20 protein-coding genes are annotated in these 19285 nt (G+C 45.5%); 8 read left to right on the forward strand and 12 right to left on the reverse strand.

All coding sequences use genetic code 11. From position 1 onward, the window contains the following. Positions 1-725 precede the first annotated feature (725 nt). Positions 726-911, forward strand: a complete 186-nt coding sequence (locus QT994_RS11330; protein ID WP_333174499.1) for a hypothetical protein — start codon at positions 726-728, stop codon at positions 909-911. A gap of 93 nt (positions 912-1004) precedes the next feature. Here the strand turns inward: QT994_RS11330 and QT994_RS11335 are convergent, their stop codons facing one another. The 8 genes from QT994_RS11335 to groES all read right to left on the reverse strand — a co-directional run bounded on the left by QT994_RS11335 (position 1005) and on the right by groES (position 9941). Then, positions 1005-1187, reverse strand: coding sequence for a hypothetical protein (locus QT994_RS11335; RefSeq protein WP_333174501.1), 183 nt, complete (start codon positions 1185-1187; stop codon positions 1005-1007). A gap of 828 nt (positions 1188-2015) precedes the next feature. Next, positions 2016-2327 carry a hypothetical protein gene (locus QT994_RS11340; RefSeq protein WP_333174502.1) on the reverse strand — a complete coding sequence of 104 codons (312 nt, stop codon included), beginning with the start codon at positions 2325-2327 and terminating at the stop codon, positions 2016-2018. A gap of 503 nt (positions 2328-2830) precedes the next feature. After that, positions 2831-3184: a hypothetical protein gene (locus tag QT994_RS11345; protein WP_333174504.1), complete on the reverse strand. Its 354-nt coding sequence runs from the start codon at positions 3182-3184 to the stop codon at positions 2831-2833. 67 nt (positions 3185-3251) lie between these two features. Continuing rightward, the gene (locus QT994_RS11350) at positions 3252-3917 is read right to left on the reverse strand and encodes a glutathione S-transferase family protein (protein WP_333174507.1); all 666 of its coding nucleotides are present in this window, start codon (positions 3915-3917) and stop codon (positions 3252-3254) included. A 168-nt stretch (positions 3918-4085) separates the two neighbouring features. Continuing rightward, positions 4086-6698: a S8 family peptidase gene (locus QT994_RS11355; protein WP_333174510.1), complete on the reverse strand. Its 2613-nt coding sequence runs from the start codon at positions 6696-6698 to the stop codon at positions 4086-4088. Positions 6699-6726: 28 nt separating this feature from the next. Next, on the reverse strand, positions 6727-7728 hold the full coding sequence (locus tag QT994_RS11360) for an ATP-binding protein (RefSeq protein ID WP_333174512.1): 1002 nt from the start codon (positions 7726-7728) through the stop codon (positions 6727-6729). Positions 7729-7850: 122 nt separating this feature from the next. Further along, entirely contained in the window at positions 7851-9491 is a 1641-nt protein-coding gene (groL, locus tag QT994_RS11365; RefSeq protein WP_333046934.1) for a chaperonin GroEL, read from the reverse strand. Positions 9492-9629: 138 nt separating this feature from the next. Further along, positions 9630-9941, reverse strand: a complete 312-nt coding sequence (gene groES / locus QT994_RS11370) for a co-chaperone GroES (protein ID WP_006633072.1) — start codon at positions 9939-9941, stop codon at positions 9630-9632. 258 nt (positions 9942-10199) lie between these two features. Between groES and QT994_RS11375 the strand changes: the two genes are divergently transcribed. Next, positions 10200-10625 carry a ferredoxin gene (locus QT994_RS11375; RefSeq protein WP_333046935.1) on the forward strand — a complete coding sequence of 142 codons (426 nt, stop codon included), beginning with the start codon at positions 10200-10202 and terminating at the stop codon, positions 10623-10625. 30 nt (positions 10626-10655) lie between these two features. Here QT994_RS11375 and QT994_RS11380 read toward each other — a convergent pair whose 3' ends face one another. Beyond that, positions 10656-10841: a hypothetical protein gene (locus tag QT994_RS11380; RefSeq protein WP_333046936.1), complete on the reverse strand. Its 186-nt coding sequence runs from the start codon at positions 10839-10841 to the stop codon at positions 10656-10658. 430 nt (positions 10842-11271) lie between these two features. On the opposite strand from QT994_RS11380, the gene QT994_RS11385 reads away from it, so the two are divergent. The 6 genes from QT994_RS11385 to QT994_RS11410 all read left to right on the forward strand — a co-directional run bounded on the left by QT994_RS11385 (position 11272) and on the right by QT994_RS11410 (position 16371). Next, positions 11272-11922 (forward strand): response regulator transcription factor, encoded by a 651-nt coding sequence (locus QT994_RS11385; RefSeq protein WP_333038438.1) that lies wholly within the window; start codon positions 11272-11274, stop codon positions 11920-11922. A gap of 337 nt (positions 11923-12259) precedes the next feature. Further along, on the forward strand, positions 12260-12781 hold the full coding sequence (locus QT994_RS11390; protein ID WP_006633075.1) for a LabA-like NYN domain-containing protein: 522 nt from the start codon (positions 12260-12262) through the stop codon (positions 12779-12781). Positions 12782-12983: 202 nt separating this feature from the next. Continuing rightward, on the forward strand, positions 12984-14624 hold the full coding sequence (locus QT994_RS11395; protein WP_333174514.1) for a 2-isopropylmalate synthase: 1641 nt from the start codon (positions 12984-12986) through the stop codon (positions 14622-14624). A 142-nt stretch (positions 14625-14766) separates the two neighbouring features. Continuing rightward, on the forward strand, positions 14767-15567 hold the full coding sequence (locus QT994_RS11400) for a class I SAM-dependent methyltransferase (protein ID WP_333174516.1): 801 nt from the start codon (positions 14767-14769) through the stop codon (positions 15565-15567). A 46-nt stretch (positions 15568-15613) separates the two neighbouring features. Beyond that, positions 15614-15910: an antitoxin family protein gene (locus QT994_RS11405; protein ID WP_333046939.1), complete on the forward strand. Its 297-nt coding sequence runs from the start codon at positions 15614-15616 to the stop codon at positions 15908-15910. Then, the gene (locus QT994_RS11410; protein ID WP_333046940.1) at positions 15904-16371 is read left to right on the forward strand and encodes a type II toxin-antitoxin system VapC family toxin; all 468 of its coding nucleotides are present in this window, start codon (positions 15904-15906) and stop codon (positions 16369-16371) included. The genes QT994_RS11405 and QT994_RS11410 overlap by 7 nt, the downstream gene beginning before the upstream one ends. An 89-nt stretch (positions 16372-16460) precedes the next feature. On the opposite strand, the gene hisC is transcribed toward QT994_RS11410, so the two are convergent. The 3 genes from hisC to QT994_RS11425 are packed head-to-tail and all read right to left on the reverse strand — an operon-like array spanning position 16461 to position 19113. Beyond that, positions 16461-17507 carry a histidinol-phosphate transaminase gene (gene hisC / locus QT994_RS11415; protein ID WP_333174519.1) on the reverse strand — a complete coding sequence of 349 codons (1047 nt, stop codon included), beginning with the start codon at positions 17505-17507 and terminating at the stop codon, positions 16461-16463. A gap of 41 nt (positions 17508-17548) precedes the next feature. Next, positions 17549-18262: a glycerophosphodiester phosphodiesterase family protein gene (locus QT994_RS11420; protein ID WP_333174521.1), complete on the reverse strand. Its 714-nt coding sequence runs from the start codon at positions 18260-18262 to the stop codon at positions 17549-17551. Then, positions 18259-19113, reverse strand: a complete 855-nt coding sequence (locus QT994_RS11425) for an alpha/beta hydrolase (protein WP_333174523.1) — start codon at positions 19111-19113, stop codon at positions 18259-18261. The genes QT994_RS11420 and QT994_RS11425 overlap by 4 nt, the downstream gene beginning before the upstream one ends. Positions 19114-19285: the final 172 nt, after the last annotated feature.

The raw sequence follows: 19285 nt of genomic DNA on the forward strand, positions 1-19285 counted from the left end.
AACTCTCGAACAGAGAAGGCTTTAGTTATTTGGGAAAGAAGGAAGGAGATTAGTTGGGCTGTTCCTCTTATTGTGCGTGCGCTAATCGCCATCGCCCTGCGAAAAAAGATTTTTCCTATCATTAATATGCTCTTAGTCGCAAGGAATCTACCCCATTAGTTTCAGCAAGTGAAAACCTCATAAACATCGAGTGCGGTTGCTATATAGCAATCCTCAATCATTTGTGAATTTCTTACTCCCTCCCCTTGATAAGGGGAGGGTTTGGTTGGGGTAAAAAGTTTACGACTCCTGCAAGGATTGCTATAGCAATATAATTAAATCAGAATTGGCGCAAATATTTGGTTTCTGATTTGAGTCGGCTGCTTTTGTTCGGAGGTTTTGTGCTGGTTGTCTATGTTGTTGGCTAAACCCGCCCCTTGGATTTTTAAACTGAGATGTTGCACCCTTCTCAATAAGACTTTTATGGGCGGGATCTCCTGCCAATCCCCTAGTCCCCAGAAGAAATTTATTCTTTGTGGAACAGGCTGTCGGGGCTTTTAAGCGATAATGGTGCTCTGGGCGTGAGTTTCAAGAGACTGGCGCTCGAACCGTAGCAGGCAAAGTAAAGCGTCAGCGAGTAAATATCAAGCAACCATCCAAGTTTCTTACGTAAGAGTCAGCACCAAGGGCATCTGAAGTCCGGGAACTACAAATCGGCGTTGTGACGACTAGAATCCTGAATGGAAATGTCTCCACAAGAACAAAACCGTTTGGAAACAGCTACCGCAACTGTCGCTGATGGCGGGGTGGCTTTAGCCACAAAAACACAACTGTGTCTCAAGCCGATAAGTTTCCGTTTTGGAAGATTTTATCAAATTGACGCCAGCCCTCGGGTCAATGCTAGCGATTTGCGCTGTTTGCCACAATTTTAAGAGGACTTAGGCACATACTACGATTTTCTGTCCGAAGATAAAGTAGGGAAGCAATGTTTCGGCTACGCTCAACACAAGTCTCAAACCCTTGATTTAACGCCCTTGAGTGCGTAAGTTCTGTTTAAGTAAGGTACGATCGACAGTGGAGATCGAAGAACTGTATCCGGCTTCCGACACCCCAGTACGACGATGGAGTCGATCGCACCAATCGCCTGTCAATCTGAATCGTGCAGCATCTCCAGCACCATCTCGGTCTCGAAGCTGCCAAGAATTCACCTGAAATGTAGCCCCATATTACTCAACTGCAACAACTGACAGCTAAATGGTTTAACGAACACCTGACAAGATATTGACGGACAACACATAACTTGGATTCCTAGCAAACTGTCACGCATTTAAACTGTTAACTATTGACTGTTGACTTTCCCGCTCTCCCATTCCTCGACTCAAACACTCTCGCCTTCTCTCTCCCCCGCTCTGCCATAATGAGTCATTTATCGGCGTAGCAGCTTTATTTGTCTTCGCTCAACTCACCAAACATTAAATAATATAAATAGAACTTGACTTTTGGTCATAAAAAAGTTATATGAAGCTTTTTTGTGGAAGACAAATCGATTTTTTTGCTATATTGACCTGCAATTAAGATAATGATTGTGTTTAAGTGAGGAGTTGAACGGATGAAAAACTTGAATTGCTGGAATAAACCCGCTGCATTGCTGGGCGCGATCGCGATGGTAGCCGGAAGTGTGCAGGCGAATGCCATCGGTGTTGCCGCCCCATCAACATCCACTGTCAGTCAACATGGGGAAAATATTTCCTTTGAAGATAGCGCCACGTTTCAAATAGCCCAGGCTGGCAACCTTTGCCGCAAAGTCACTCCCAAAGAAGGTTTGACCGTTCGCCAGAACCCAGACCCCAAATCCCCTAGAGTTGGCAGTGTAGCAATTAACACTCAGGTAACGGTACCCCAAAGCGCTAGTTCTGTTAAAGCCTCAGATGGCCGCCTCTGGATTCAAATTACCGCTCCCGTAAAAGGGTATGTAGCTACCGGATACCCCAAAAACGAGGCTAATTTAGGTTCGTGCACGACCGCCAGCACCACAATTAGTCAAACTCCTTCCCCAAGGCCGGCAGCGACACCTGCACCTGCACCTGCACCGGCACCTTCCCCAAGGCCGGCAGCGACACCGGCACCTGCACCGGCACCGGCGCCAGCACCTGCGCCAGCACCAGCACCTGCGCCTGCGCCAGCACCTGCGCCTGCGCCAGCACCTGCGCCTGCGCCAGCACCTGCGCCTGCGCCAGCACCTGCGCCAGCACCTGCGCCAGCACCTGCGCCAGCACCTGCGCCTGCGCCAGCACCTGCGCCTGCGCCAGCACCTGCGCCTGCGCCAGCACCAGCACCAGCACCAGCAACGGGCCCGGTAAGTCTGTGCCGCCAAGTAGAACCTCGCGTAGCGCCGAGGGGTCTAGCTATCCGCACCGAGCCTTCAAAGACTTCTGCTGTTAAAGGCGGTGTACCGGCTAACGGTCAAGTAACGCTTGTACCGAATTTCCAGTTAGTCAAAGATAAGAATGGAGAAAATCGCAATTGGGTTGAGATTTCAGCCCCTGTGGCCGGATTCATCTCGGCGGGAAATTTAATCATGTGCAAGTAAACTTCTGAGTTCGATCGCTCTTTTAGCCAAAAAGAGCGAGCGACACCCAAAATAGTTGGTAAGTTATTGTCGCGCAGCCAGGGAACAACGCCGAGCCCAGATTCCTTCCCTGACTTACGCAGGAATAACTTATTGCTGTCGCGAGTCAGCGGTAGCGAATCTTTCTGTGCCTCTGTTTTTCGTCGGTGGCCTCAAGTCTTAGCTTCGTTCGTCCAACGCATCCGGGGTGAAAGAATTTAAGCAAAAAGCCGATCGACTTTTCTACTGACAGCGGTCGCTTGCCCAATCTTGGTGTCCGCGATTTGGTTGACACTTTGATTGTCGGCCAATCCAGACAATTTCCCACTTATTTTGCCTGAGTCTTAGTTCGATGCGGTGCCGCATTGCAGCAACAGAATCGTCAGCTAAACCGACGACGGTTTGGACAATTACGGCTGTTTCTCGCGTGGGATATTCAACCGAAATTTGGTCGCTTTTTCTGCCTTCAGATTCTTGGTCACTGCTAAAGAGTTTGGCTGCGATATCTTTGGGATTGGAGACGCTAATTTTGCGATCGGCAACGAACTGTTTAGCGTTAATTGATTCGTAGTTCGATCGGGCGGCGGGCTGCCCCATTGCTGCGATGGGAATTTGGATGCAGGCGAAAACAGCTAGGAAAAAGAGCGATCGAGAGTTGATTGGTTCATGAGGCTTCAGATTGTGCGAGAAACTTTTGTCTTCGAGATACGAAAGCCGCCAAGTCTGCCTCGGTGAATTGAGTTTGCTGCCATGAGGGACGCGACATTAGTCGATCGCACCAAGCTTGAATTTTTGGATAACCGTCTATGGATACACCAACCTGCGACGACAGCAAAGGCACGACGGTACCGGCAGTGCACTCGGCAAACGTCACATTGTTGCTACCGAAAAAAGGGCGATCGTCCAACCAACCTTCAAAAAATGCCAGCACAGTATTGACTTTTTCCTTCGCCTTTTTTATTGCTTGAGGTTCAGGATTTCCCCAGCCCATTTTTTCGCTGATGAGGGGGGAAAGGGCCGGCCCAAGTTCGTTAATCGTGACCAATTCTACCATTTTCACAACTGCCAAATCTTGCGGTTCTTTCGGGAGCATTGCCGGTTCGGGATACTTCGTTTCTAGATAGTCAAGAATTGCCAGAGACTCGAAGACGGTGAAGCCATCATCGACCAAAACAGGGATGCGGTGAAAAGGATTCATTGCCACAAATTCAGGCTGCAAGTGATCGCCGTCCAAGTAGATTTCTATTAATTCAAAATCGAGGTTTTTTTCTAAAAGGGCGACCCACACGCGGCGGGAGTTGGTGGAAATGGGAGTGTGATAAAGTTTCATGATGATTGTGATGGTTGTTGAGAGAATCAGGTTTTAAGGATTGAGTTGTTTCGCGCTGCTGAAAATATTTAGACTGTAGTCAATTTTACCCTATCCGGAATTGTCAGGGCAAATACTGGTTAAACATAACAAAAATATGTGCGATCGCATTTAGCTACTTTAGCTACATCATATTGAGTTAATTTCCACCTGTTGCTCTAATTCTATTTCGACTTGAGCCTCAACAAATGGAGCATAAATGGGAATATCCGATGCTATTGCTTCAAAGCTAATAACGAGAGAATATGGTGCTTCAGCATCTGGATCGTTATTCCAACCTTCATGTCCAACTACTGCAATGCAGAATGCTTCTCTGAGTTGAAATGATTTGACAACCGTCCAATCCTTTTGAACAGTTCCCGCGCTTCTAGAAACACCCTCAATTTTTCCATAGTTTTTGGCTCTGTTGCCAATAGTCCATTTAAAACCTTCCTCTCCCTTTTCAACATCCTCTGAAGCATCATACTCTTTCAAAATCCTAGCCAGAAATTTTTCTGGATTTTCTCGCTTTTTGCTACAATCCCAATCCAGCCAAGTTGAAAGATATTTTCTGCGATTTCTACGAGTTCGACGTGGTTGTGCTTTGTAAGATAGAGTAACTTCTACCAGAATCTCATGTTCTTCTCCCTGACTACGCAATTTGTCTGGCAATTTAACTTGGTAAACATGAGCCTGTCTGGCTTTGATACGATTATTTCCTCTGGTAATCAAAGTGATGCGATTGGGAGAATTACCTAAAGCGCGATCGAGATTTGGAATGCCATAACCAATTTGACGAATGACGTGCAGTTTATTCACATTATCTGCCATTGTCCACTCTGGCCATCTGGCTGATTGCACAATCAGCGCACGATGTAAAAGGCAACTTTCATCCGGCAACTCAGCAGCAAGACACGCTGCTATATGGCTGACTTTTGGCGTAGCAAATGACGTGCCCACCGTGTCCGCAGCAACTGCTGGCCCACCATTCAAAGTCGATCGTACTAATTCAGGGCAAACTTCTTTAGGTGAAGTAATGTTAGGTGGTATAGATTCATCTTTTACTAAGTCCCCACCATATTCAACTACTTCCGGTTTAATTGTATCCCAAATTCCTAACCCCGAGCATGAAAAAGCTGACGGTTTATCCTTCTGTGATATTGAAGAAGAAGATAGTTCACGATAAGAAGCTAGAGAAATTGAGCCGACGGTTAAAGCTTGAAAACTTTGTGCAGGGTCAGCAATTCTACAAGAATTCTCTAAAAGATAATCTGGACATAGGCGATTTGCTGCAAGATGCTCTTGCACAGATAATCTTGTATCTTCTCTTTCACCACTTATTTCACCACTTAAGGGTAAATTCCCTGCTGCTACAATAAACAGGATATCCTTTTCCCATGTCAAATTATCCATTCCTGCCGCCCAAGCACTCATATATTGGGTACCACATGGGACACTTCTAGTAATAGAATGATTGAAAATCCTTGTTTTTGTTTTACTGTGATAAAATTCCACAATATCACCTAGTAAGTTGGGTTCAAATAGCTGTGTAGGTATTTGACATTTAGCATCAAGAACTCTGGCATTTTGAATCCAGCAAACAGCTTTTTCGTTTCCAATACGAGGTATCGTTATTGGATAAAGGACTGCACCAGCTACTCTTGTCCCGTGTCCACCGTTGCTAACATAGTCAGCAGTTTTATCGGTTTCTCCGGGAACCCAAGACTTTGAATTCCCTGAATCAATAGCTGCTTTCAAAAGAGAATGATTCTCTTGAATCCCACTATCTATAACACATACGTTAGGGGCATTTGATTCGGGTTGTTCTAGTTGAAAAACAGGAGCGTCAACATCAGATAAATTTTCCTGAGGAACGAACTTAGTAAATTCATCAGGCAAATTCACATCAAAAATATAGGGGAAATTGAAAACTAAGTCTTTTAGTCCCTTGCCCGAAATTTGAATACGGCAGGAAAAACTGTCTGGCAGTTGAGAAGATTGAGGAATAGCTCCATCCACAGTATTTAAAATCTCTCCCCGATAAGCTTGGACAAATTTCGTAAACTCATTTTCTCTTTGCCACTTAATATCATCCCATTGCTCGTAATTTAAATCACGTTTTTTACCCCACTTTCTGAATCGTTTAGTAAATTTCTCCTCACTTTCATCAGGCTTTATTTCTGGGCAATTAGGCAATTGTGACTTCATTCCTAGACAAGCAATACCTATATCCACAGTATATATTTTTTCGTCTGTAATTTGCTGCCATTGATTAAGCAGTTCTGGTGAGAGGACGTACTCAGGTCGCTTGCTTCCCTCAATAAAGTCCCAGATTGCTGCAACTTTACTCGCTCCTCGCTCTGCCTTAATAAATTTTTGTAGCTTTTTTTCTAGTTCACTAAATTCACTATCGTCTGCTGAAGCACCAATAATATACCCATTTTCTAATTCAGCAATTACTTCGATTCCATATTTTCTGAGATCCTCTGCATCAAATGCAGTAGGATCAATCTGTAAAATGATAGGTATAGCTTTTTCTGGAAGTGGTGGCTTTTCCTCTTCCTCTCTTGTTTTTTGAGTATCTTGCCACTGAAAAATTAAGGAGTCTAAAGAACTCTTTAATTTACTTCCATGTCCTTGTCGATTGCTTGCATTGGCAGATGTTATTGCATTTGGTTTGCCTCCTTTTGGTAAACTTGCAGCAATTCCTTCTTTTGCAAGGCTGAGCTGAATATGCGGAAATCTATCAGAACGTTCAACCATTTAGTTCTCCTGATACAAAAAAATAAATTTATCCAACCTTGATTTCTTTAACCGCTTCTTCCAAGTGTTCGTGAATCACCAGCTCCTCTCGCTCAAGAATTGCCCGTTTAGCAGCATCTTGTGCAACCCGCACGGCTTGAGCAGCAGAAAAATCTCTCATCTGAGCTATGAGCACAGGCCAGTTAATAGAGCCTACTTCCATAGCAGATAGTGTTTCTTTTAGGATAAATTCTAACTCTTTTTCTCCGGGCTTTGGTACTTCTATCAAATCATCAAATCGTCTCCACAGTGCAGTATCAAGAGATTTAGTCAGGTTTGTAGCTGCTACAATCAGACCAGAGGTGGGTTCATATTCATCCAAAATTTGAAGAAATGTATTTACCACTCGCTTAATTTCTCCTACTTCCTGATGGTCTTCTCTTGATTTAGCAATTGAATCGCATTCATCAAGAAACAACAAACAGGGATTTTTTGAGGCTTCTTCAAAAACGAGCCTCAAATTACTCGCCGTTTCGCCTAAAAAAGAAGATACCATTGCATCAAATCGAACTTTGAGAAGTGGTAAACCTGTATTCCAAGCTAAACGCTCTGCTCCGAGTGTCTTACCACAGCCCGGGAAACCGTACAAAAGAATTTTTTGTCTGTAGCGGAGTCCGTGATGAGCAAGCCTATCTCTTGCTGCATACTCGCGCTCAATTCGCTGGAAACGTTTTTCAATAACTTCAGGAAGCACCATGTGATGCCGCAGTTTTTCCCTTCCGATGACAGTCACTAAAGGAAGGTTTAATCGCTTACTTGTCGGCAGTTCGCTTAAAGCTTGTAGGCTATTTGGTACTGGCGAAGCTGCTTTGCTGTTAGAGATCGATTTCTCTTTCTGGCTCTTTTTGGTAATATTCTCTAATTGGTCGGCTAGTAGCGTGTGTCCCTTCTGGCGTTCTTCCTCAATGACTAGGTGTGTGAGTTTGTCGATCGCCTCTGTGTCGGCACTGGCGATCGCCCTAAATAATCTTTTAAGAACTTCTGCTTTCATAGCGCCTCTCACTATACTAGAGAGTACACCACTATGATACTTGATTTATTAATCAACTATTCAATTAAAATAAAGTAGGTGAGGGCCCTTGCGCCCCCACCTACTTTAAAGACGACGATTAATTAGTAATCGAAGTCGCCGCCGCCCATGCCGCCGCCAGCGCCAGCAGCAGCGCCATCCTTCGGTTCAGGCTTGTCAACGACGATGCACTCGGTTGTCAGCACCATACCAGCAATAGATGCGGCATTTTGCAGAGCAGAACGAGTCACCTTCGCAGGGTCAACGATACCAGCTTCAAACATATCGACAAACTCATTTGTCGCTGCGTTGAAACCGACGTTGAACGGCTTTTCTTTGACGCGCTCAGCAATCACAGCGCCATTCAAACCAGCATTTTCAGCAATCCGCTTCAGAGGAGCAGCCAGAGCCCGTGCCACAATCAATGCACCGGTCAATTCTTCGCCCTTCAGGCTGCTGTTAGCCCACTCTTCCAATTGAGGAGTCAGGTGAGCCAAAGTTGTACCGCCACCAGGAACAATTCCTTCTTCTACAGCAGCTTTGGTAGCGTTGATCGCATCTTCAAGACGCAGTTTGCGATCCTTCATTTCTGTTTCGGTAGCCGCGCCAACTTTGATGACTGCGACGCCGCCAGCCAATTTGGCCAAACGTTCTTGCAGCTTTTCTTTGTCGTAGGAAGACTCGGTTTCGTCCATTTGACGGCGAATTTGTTCGCAGCGGGACTTGACGGCGGCTTCGTTACCTTCGGCAACAATTGTGGTGCTGTCTTTGGTGATGGTGATCCGGCGAGCTTTGCCGATCATGTCGAGCTTGGTGTTTTCCAGTTTCAAACCGGCATCTTCGGTGATTAGTTGACCGCCGGTCAATACGGCGATATCTTCTAACATGGCTTTGCGTCGATCGCCAAAACCGGGTGCTTTAACAGCAGTCACGTTCAACACACCGCGCAGTTTGTTGACAACGAGGGTAGCTAAAGCTTCTTTCTCAATGTCTTCTGCAATGATCAACAGCGGGCGGCCGGAACGAGCTACTTGTTCGAGCACAGGTACTAAATCTTGTACCAAAGCGATTTTCTTGTCTGTCAGCAAGATGAAGGGTTCTTCTAGAATCGCTTCCATCCGCTCAGTGTCGGTGACGAAGTAGGGAGAAATGTAGCCTTTGTCGAAGCGCATCCCTTCGGTGATTTCCAATTCGGTGGTCATAGACTTCCCTTCTTCTAGGGAAATCACGCCTTCTTTGCCCACCTTGTCCATTGCGTTAGCAATCATTTGACCGACTTCATCGTCGTTACCAGCAGAGATGGAGCCGACTTGAGCGATGGCTTTGGAATCTTCTACTTGTTTGGCGTGTTCGGCAATTTTTTCTACCAAAAACGTGGTTGCTTTGTCAACACCGCGTTTGAGGGCGATCGCATTTGCGCCGGCTGCTACGTTACGCAGACCTTCTTTGACCATTGCGTGAGCCAAAACGGTAGCTGTTGTGGTACCGTCGCCTGCTGCGTCGTTGGTTTTGGAAGCTGCTTGACGGATCAGGGCAACGCCTGTATTTTCTACATGGTCTTCTAGTTCGATTTCTTTGGCGATGGTAACACCGTCATTGACGATTTGAGGAGCTCCGAATTTCTTTTCGAGAACCACGTTGCGGCCCTTGGGGCCCAGGGTTACTGCCACTGCTTCGGCCAAAATGTCCATACCGCGTTCGAGGGCGCGACGTGCATTTTCGTTGTAGATGATACGCTTAGCCATAGTTTTTGGGGATTTGAGGGTTTGAGATTGTGGATTGGGGATGATGAATTTTAGTCATTTGCCCCGTGTCATTAGTTGTTTGGCGGCGTTCGCTTTAAACTAATGACTGATGACTAAGGACTGATGACTAATGATTAATTAGTTAACGATCGCCAGAATGTCTTTTTCGGCTAGCAAGACGTATTCGTCAGTGCCGAGTTTGATGTCGGTGCCGGCGTATTTCGAGTAGAGAACTTTGTCGCCGACTTTGACTTCCATTTCAGTGCGGCTGCCGTCGTCGTTGCGCTTGCCGGGGCCTACGGCCGCGACTTCGCCTACTTGGGGCTTTTCCTTAGCTGTGTCGGGCAGAAGGATGCCACCGGCGGTTTTTTCTTCGCTAGCGCTTACTTTCACGAACACGCGCTCGCCTAATGGTTTAACGGTAGAAACACTCAGTGATACTGCTGCCATAAATAAATCTCCAGATTACAGATCCTAGTCAGTCAGCCGTCAGAGGTCGCTCTAAAAGCAACAGCCGACTGCTTGCTACTGACATATTAGCACTCTCGACTCCTGAGTGCTAATTTAGCTTTAGTCACGGTCGATCGCAACTTAGTTGTCAGTACGGGTTCCCGAACAGAAAATGAGTTGGAGGGAAGGAGAGGGGGGAGTGGGGGCTGTGGTGATGACTTTAGACCGCTAACCAATTACTTTTGATTGATGAAGACAATGACAGAAAATAACGAGGAATCTTGCAGCCAAGGCTTGAGTGCTTGCGTCCAAAGCCTGGGAATCGCTCAAATCGAGCGGCATATTTTTATCTGTGCCGACCAAACCGTGCCCAAGTGCTGCGATCGCCAAACGAGTCTAGAGGCGTGGAATTACTTAAAAAAACGCTTGCAAGAATTGGGGTTGGACAAGCCAAGTGCCGATCGACCAGCCTGCGTTTTTCGCACCAAAGCCAATTGCCTGCGAGTGTGCGCGTCTGGCCCGATTATGGTAGTCTATCCAGACGGAGTGTGGTATCGCGACGTTACTCCCCCCGTCATTGAGAGAATTATTCAGGAACATCTCCTCAACTCAAAGGTCGTTCAAGAATACGCTTTCTTGACTCATCCTTTGCCTGTGCCTGCTGAGGCGGAGCAAAACGTCTAATTATAGCGCTGTTAAAGTACATGGGTATAATTAAAGGTTAAATTTAAGGTTAAGGGTGAGAATTTGAGACAGTTTGGCGTCGGGGCGATCGCACCTGCTACAGCTCAAAAAAACTGTAGTTAGGTGATTGTCTTCGTGCAGCTTCCCGTGTTCCTTGTGTTTCTCAAAAGGTACAGCCAAAAAAATCGATCGGAGGGACTGTGAAATTTTGTGCAAAAATTTCTCAGTGGCAGACACTAAGCAGGTTGCCAAACTACACTAGAAACAGTTAAATACGTAAGTAGGGAGTCTGCTTAAATTTCTCTATATCAGAAGTATCATTTAAAACCGGGGCATTAACCTGAAATTGAACCGATCGAGATTAAAGATATTTAACTTGGGATCTGTTAGGGAGTCTCCAATCAATCAAGGCTGATCTTGACAGGGCGAGCGTCCATTACTGGTTTTGGCTGCGTTCCAGGTCGTAAGACACTCACAAACAGCCGTCGATTACAGGTTGGGAAGCGGTAATACCCGCCCCGCTTTCCCTCACCGCCATCCCTTCACCCGATCGTCGTCCTCTACTCCCACCCGGGTGGCGGGGGACTGAGCGAAAAAACAGAAGTGAAAACAAGCAAGTGTGCGGGATACTTTAGCGGGAATAAACATGACAAAGGACAATAATTCAGGAGAGCAAAAACGGCTGATGCTGGTTGACGACGACCCCAATTTGATCTTGCTGGTCAAGGACTACTTGGAGTTTCGGGGTTACAACGTCATTACAGCAGAAAACGGCAGAGACGCTCTGGAAAAACTAGAACAAGAAGTTCCAGACTTGATTATCTGCGACGTGATGATGCCGGAAATGGACGGCTACACTTTAGTCAAACACATCAGAGAAGACCCTCGCACGAGCTGGATTCCGGTTCTTTTCTTGTCCGCCAAAGGTCAAAGTTCAGACCGAGTAAAAGGCTTGAGCACTGGGGCTGACGTTTATATAGTCAAGCCTTTTGAACCAGAAGAACTGGTAGCCCAAGTGGAATCTTCTCTGAAAGCAGCATCCCGCTTGATTCGCCACTCAAATCCAGGTATGGAGAGTGGCCCAAAAATTAAGGCGCGTCGCAATGTCGAATTGACTCCCACTGAGTTAAAGGTGGTACAGTTGCTAGCGCAGGGTATGGCAAACCGCCAGATCGCAGACGTGATGAATGTCAGCCAGCGGACTATCGAAAGCCACGTCAGCAATATGCTGGGCAAAACAGGTCTGCACAACCGGACAGAGTTAGCTCGCTGGGCCCTTGAAAGCAAAAAGGCTTGAGCGGAGGTAATCTGCGCTATGAAATCAGGGGAGCAACATCTACTGCTATGCGCTTGGGTATGCCGGCTTGGCGGTAGGGCGGTACTGGCAGTGGTTTGAAGGTGCCATTAACCTTGACACGGCAACCGGTATTGAGTTACTAGGCGTATAGTTTGTGAGGGCCCCTCGCTCAAATGCAAGCAGGGTTAAAAGAACCCTCTGGCGGTAGAGCCAAAAATATGAAATACTGGGGAGATGGAGTTTTCTGAAGTCTAATCTATTGCCTCAGTTAGCTCCATGTTGCTAAAATGTGATATTTAGATTAACTTCTTTCTACAATTATTAGGTCTAAGTTTCTATGACAAACTTAATGAACCGCCTTTCTATTTTTGTGGACGGGAACAATATGTTCTACGCTCAACAAAAGAACGGCTGGTTTTTTGATCCTCGCAGGGTGCTCGAATATTTCAAAACTTCGCAGCCGAATGTCATCTTGATCAATGCTTTCTGGTATACGGGTTTGAAAGACCCCCAAGATCAAAGAGGATTTCGAGATGCTTTGATCAGTCTAGGTTACACGGTTCGCACTAAAATTCTTAAGGAATATTACGACGATGCTTCGGGCAGATATTCCCAAAAGGCTAATTTAGACATAGAAATTGTGGTTGATATGTTTAATACCGTGGATCAATACGACCAAGTTGTGCTGTTTAGCGGGGATGGGGATTTTGAGCGGGCGATCGAGCTGCTGCGCTCGAAAAATACTCATATTACTGTGGTATCAACCGAAGGAATGATTGCTAGAGAGTTACGAAATGCTACAGATAGGTATATAGACCTAAATGAAATTAGGGAACATATCGAGAAGATGGATTATTAGTCAGTAGTTATTAGTCATTAGTCATTAGCCAGTAGTTATTAGTCATTAGTCATTAGTCATTAGTCAGCAGTCATTAGTCAGTAGTTATGGGTTAGCGGTTATTAATTATTCGTTATTGGCGCGAAACAGGGGACTGGTGACTGGAGGCTAAAAATCCAGAAAAACGGACAAGTAAAAATCAGGAAAACACTTTTTTAGAGCTATGAAAACTCAACCAAGTCAAGACCGGATTATTATTTTCGATACGACTTTGCGGGACGGAGAACAATCTCCGGGTGCATCTCTGAATGTGGATGAAAAGCTGACGATCGCTCGGCAGTTAGCGAGATTGGGCGTGGATGTGATTGAAGCGGGTTTCCCTTTCACCAGCACGGGAGATTTCGAGGCAGTCCAAAAAATAGCCCGCTCGGTGGGTACGGAAGATGGGCCCACAATTTGCGGTTTAGCAAGGGCGAGAAAGCCGGATATTAAAACAGCAGCAGAGGCTCTGAAACCAGCAGCAAATGCGCGAATTCATACGTTTCTGGCTACGTCTGATATTCACTTGGAGTATAAGCTGAAAAAGACGCGGGCTGAGGTTCTGGAAATTGTGCCGGAAATGGTGGCTTACGCTAAGTCTTTTGTGGATGATGTGGAGTTTTCGCCGGAAGATGCTTGTCGATCGGAACCGGAGTTTTTGTATCAGGTTCTAGAACGGGCGATCGCAGCGGGTGCGACTACTGTTAATATTCCCGATACTGTAGGGTACACGACTCCGAGCGAATTTGGGGCTTTGATTCGCGGAATTAAGGAAAATGTGCCGAATATCGATCGCGCAATTATTTCGGTTCACGGTCACAATGACTTAGGATTGGCAGTTGCTAACTTTTTGGAAGCCGTGAAAAATGGCGCCAGACAGTTAGAATGCACGATTAACGGGATTGGCGAACGGGCGGGAAATGCGGCTCTGGAAGAGTTGGTAATGGCGCTTTACGTGCGGCGCCAATATTATAATCCGTTCTTGGGCCGGCCTGCGGATTCTGAGGAACCGCTGACAAATATTGACTCGCGCCAAATTTACAAAACTTCCCGCTTGGTTTCCAATTTGACGGGGATGTTGGTGCAGCCAAATAAGGCGATTGTGGGGGCAAATGCTTTCGCTCACGAGTCTGGAATTCACCAAGACGGGGTGCTGAAAAATAAGCGGACATACGAGATTATGGACGCTGAGTCGATCGGCTTAACTGAAAATCAAATCGTGCTGGGTAAATTGTCGGGGCGCCACGCTTTCCACACTCGCTTGAAAGAGTTGGGTTTTGAAATGGCAGACGATGAGCTAAATAAGGCTTTTGTCAAGTTCAAAGATTTAGCGGACAAGAAAAAAGAGATTACTGATTGGGATTTAGAGGCGATCGCCAATAACGAAGCGCACCAAGCACCGGAACTTTTCCGGTTAGAATTGGTGCAGGTTTCCTGTGGCGACAAATCGCGGCCGACAGCAACCGTAACGGTGCGGACTCCTGCGGGGGAAGAATTGACCGATGCTGCGATCGGCACTGGGCCTGTGGATGCGATTTACAGGGCAATTAACCGCGTGGTAAACGTACCCAACGAGTTAATCGAGTTTTCTGTACAATCGGTGACAGCGGGCATAGATGCGATCGGCGAAGTAACAATTCGCTTGCGCCACGAAGGCAAAGTATTTTCCGGTCACTCGGCAAATACCGACATTATCGTAGCCTCCGCAGAAGCATACATCAGCGCTTTAAATCGGCTGTATCAGGCATTGCAGCATAGTGCTGAAAAATCCTCGGGACAGCCAACTGCGATCGGAAATCAAGTTGTTGCAGAAGCACAGCGCTGATAAATTTATTGTCAGCCATCTTTCTTAAAAAAAACCGCAGACGAACCCAGATCGAAGCAGATAAATCTCAATTAATCTGCGTTAATCCGCGTTCATCTGCGGTTTAAAATTATGTTTTTTACCAACAACAAACCATTAAAAAATGCAAGACGAAACTTTAAAAAAAGAGCGACAATTCCACGATGCTTGGGCATCCACAATCGATATTGACGGCATTCGAGTCAATGATTACTTTGAAGCTTGTACCGCCCCAGAAAATAGATTTATCGTCCAGCAAATGGGCGATATTAGAGGCAAACGCCTGTTAGATTTAGGCTGCGGTGCGGGAGAAAATAGCGTTTATTTTGCTAAAAAAGGTGCGAATTGTGTGGCGGCGGACTATTCTCAGGGCATGGTAGAAGTTGCTCTGAAATTGGCTGAGAAAAACGGCGTCAAAATAGACGGCTGCACGGTGAATGCAATGGCGCTGGATTTCCCGGACAATAGTTTTGATATTGTTTATGCTTCTAATTTATTGCACCATTTACCGGAACCAGAAAAGGCAATTCGCGAAATGCACCGCGTGCTGAAGCCGGGTGGCAAAGCTTGCTTTTGGGACCCTATGAAGCACAATCCGGTGATTAATGTTTACCGCAGAATGGCGACTGAGGTGCGGACGGAGGATGAAAGTCCTTTGGATATTAATATTGTGAAACTTGTTCAATCTTTGTTTTCCGAGACGGCTTACGATACGTTTTGGCTGACATCGCTGTGGATTTTTTTACGCTTTTATTTGATCGAAAAAGTGCATCCAAATGAGGAGCGTTATTGGAAAAAGATTATCATTGAACAAGAGAGATTGAAACCGGAATACTCTCGCTTGGAAGGGTTTGATGGGTTTTTGAAGAAGTTGCCTTTGATGAAGCGCTTGGCTTGGAATTTGGCTGTGGTGGCAACGAAGTAATTAAAAGAAGTACAATAAGTCAAAGCATTTAATTAAGAGGGTAATTATGCCAGAAACTATTACTGCTATCTACGAAAACGGGGTTTTTCGTCCCTTGAGTTCTGTGTCTTTCCAGGATGGGGAAACTGTGCAGATTCAACTCTGGCCAGATGATCCAAAAAAGCAGGCAGAATTGGCAATCCAGTTTTTAGTTGACCGAGGATTGGTGACTCCACTACCTAACGCTGCCCATAACGTCGAGGCTGTCACTGATGAAGATGTGTATGAATTGGCTAAAAGGTTAGGGGCAAAACCGGGCAAGCCTCTATCAGAAATGATTATCGAGGATCGCGGCCCGTGGTAAACATTTATTTTTTGGATAGCAGCGCCCTCATCAAAAGATATGTGGTTGAAATTGGCAGCCCTTGGATAAAAACGCTCACGGATTCCCAGACTGGTAACTCGCTGCTTCTAGTCCGCATCACCTGGGTGGAAGTTCTTAGTGCTTTTGCACGCAGACAACGTGAAGGCGGTATAACTGCTGCGGAAGTTGCTGCACTTATTGCAAAGTTTCGCTCTGAATTCAATAGTCGGTATAGAGTTATCGAAGTTGATGTGGCACTGGTTGAAAGGGCGGGTGAATTGATTGTTCAATATCCACTGCGGGCTTATGATGCTGTGCAATTGGCGTCTGCTTTGCGCGTTCAATCTGTTTTAACATCCATGCCAGAAACTCAACTAATTTTTGTTTCTGCAGATAACAGATTGCTGGATATTGCTCAGTCGGCAGGGTTGGCTATTGATAATCCTAATTATTATCCGTAATCAAGCTGTTGGTAGTGAGGAATGCAAGTCTTGATACAAATCAGAGGACTAAAGCCATTACTAGAAACTAATTTTAGTGCGATCGTTATTTAGAGAATTTCTTTCAAAGTTTTAACTAAGATTTGATTCTGTTCCTCCGTACCTACACTAATCCGCAATTTGTCTTCTAATCGAGGCTGATTGAAGTATCGAATCAATATTCCCCGTACTTTGAGTGTTTGATAAATTCTTTCTGCATCGCCGTTTGGTGGCCTAACTAACAAAAAGTTGGTTTGCGAGGGCCAAATGTCAAAGCCTAATTCCTTGAAGCTAACGGCTAGTTTTGCTCGCGAGGCCTTAATCTTTTCGGCGTTGGCTATTTTGTGGTCTTGATCTGCGATCGCAGCCGCCCCCACTGCATAGGCTAAAGCATCCACATTATAGCTGTCTTTGATTTTATTTAATTCTGCCAGCAGCGCCGGATTTGCTATGCCAAAACCCAGCCTCAATCCTGCTAGGGAATAACCTTTAGAAAGCGTCCTCAAAACTATAACATTACTGTACTTTTTGGTCAAATTCAAAGCATTTTCTTCGGCGAAATCTACATAAGCTTCGTCGATGACAAGAATGCCCGATAACTCTTTAGCCAGTTTCTCCAAATCTGCAACAGATATGGGTGTTCCCGAGGGACTGTTTGGCGAAGCTACAAATGTCACTGCACCCTGGGCTGCTATTAGCAAATCGACTGGTAACTTGTAGTCGTTGGGATAAGGAACTTCAACAAATTCTGCATCTTGAATGTCGGCCAAAGTGCGGTACAATACATAGGTTGGCGCGGGACAAACAATCTGTTTCCCAGATTCGCCCACAGCGCGAACTATCAAGTTTAATAAATCGTCACTGCCGTTACCTACAATAATCCAATCGTCAGCAACTCCAAAAACTTTACTAGCAGCAATGCGGAAAACTTTGCCAGTTGGATCTGGATAGCGCCGCAGCATTTCTCCGTCTATTTCCTGAAGCACTTTTAAGGCTTTGGGAGAAGGCGGATAGGGATTTTCATTAGAATTTAGTTTAATAATTTTTGTGCCAAGCGGTGGCTGTTCCCCCGGCACATAGCCAGACATTTCCTGGATACTTTTGCGAAAGTAATTCATCTATTATCTGCGTTTATCTGCGTTCATCTGCGGTTGAAAAATTATATCAAACAATTAGTGACTATCCGCGTTATACCCAAATCAATTAACTTTTGCATATCCGCTCGATCGTCCACCGTCCACGCCACAATGTCAACTCCCTCACTCCGGCTTTCTTGAATTAGTGCGGGGTGTTCCAGCAACACGCGATACAGACTGCTAATCAAATTATCCCGATGCGCCACAGCGTGAGCAAATTGAGTTTTGTACGCTTCTAGATTAGCAACAATATGTCCGATCGCCAAATCGCCAGATAGCCGCCGCACTTGTTCCAGAAATCCATCGTTAAAGGAAGTAATAACGCATTTGTGTTGGATTTCTTCGCCCTTCAAAGTATTGACAAAATCCCCGACATCTGCATCAGACCACTCGCAGTGAGGTTTGACATCAAAGTAAAGAAATTTGTCCACATTTTTGAGGATAGCTAATGATGCTTTTAAGGTAGGAATTTTTTCTTGTGAAAATTCATCGCTAAACCATTTTCCCGCATTAAGTGTCTGCAATTGGGATAGAGTTTTTTCCCTAACTTTGCCAGAAACTCCAGTTATTCTATCTAATGTGGCGTCGTGAAAAATCACTGGTACGTTGTCGGCGGATAGCTGGATGTCAAATTCGATCGAATGAGCTCCACGGGCGATCGCCAGTTCAAAAGCTGCTAAAGTATTCTCCGGGGCGATCGCCGAAAATCCCCGATGTGCGATAATTTCTAAATTCACTGTCTTGTGCCCTCTAAAAAATCTGCCACAGTTTGATTAAAAGTTTCGGGTTTAGTCAAAAAAGACCAGTGATTCCCCGGTACTTTTGCAACGGTAAGATTTTTCAAGTATCTCTTGTATGGCTGCATTTGCCAATCCATGCGATTTACGCCTTTTTCCGGCTGTACAAACAAAGTCTCGATATCAATATTTTCCGTTAAACCCGCAACTTTCATCACTTCTGCAAATATCTGATTTCTGGCTGCAATCGCAAATTTACTGCCCCAAGTTCCGTCGGATTTTTGTTCGATTTGGTGTTGGAATACCTTTTGCTGCACGTCACTCCAATCTGCGTATTCTCCCGATTGTTTTGCTGCTGCTTCTGCTTGGGCTAAAGTCGCAAACGGGCCCACACATTTGAGACAGTCTAATTTTCGGTAAACAATTGGCAGGGTGAGTTTCATCGCGGCGGGCATTTTGGTGATGAAGATGGGGTCTACTAAAATCATACTGCAAAAGCGATCGGGATTTTGCCTCGCCCAAATCGGTGCTAGTTTTCCCGTCCAAGAATGTCCTAAAATGTGTGCGTCAGGCCAGTTGAGATGTACCATCAAAGCTTCTAAATCTGCGATCGCACTTTCAAAAGTATAGCCTGTTTTCGGTTTGCTACTCTCTCCGTGACCGCGCATATCTGGCGCTACAATATGATAGCGGTTAGACAAGTAATTGCCCAAGCTAGTCCAGACACACGCACTATCTGCTAAACCGTGCATCAGTAGCAAACGGGGAGATTTTTCTAACCCACTTTCTGGCTGCCATTCTAGGTAGGAAAGTTCTATTTCTGGTAATTGCAAATTCTTACGAGTTGGCATGATGAGGGTGTTTTATAGTGGAATAAATTTTATTTCACCTCATTTATACTATTTTTGTTAACAGGCAAGATGCCTGTTCCACAAAGAGTGAATTTTCTTCTAGTGTTTTCATCAACAGGCAAGATCCCTGTTTCACAAAGAATAAATCTTCTTGTGGGGTGGGCTTCTAGCC

The organism is Microcoleus sp. S13_B4 (assembly GCF_036700885.1).
Classification (GTDB): Bacteria; Cyanobacteriota; Cyanobacteriia; order Cyanobacteriales; family Microcoleaceae; genus Microcoleus.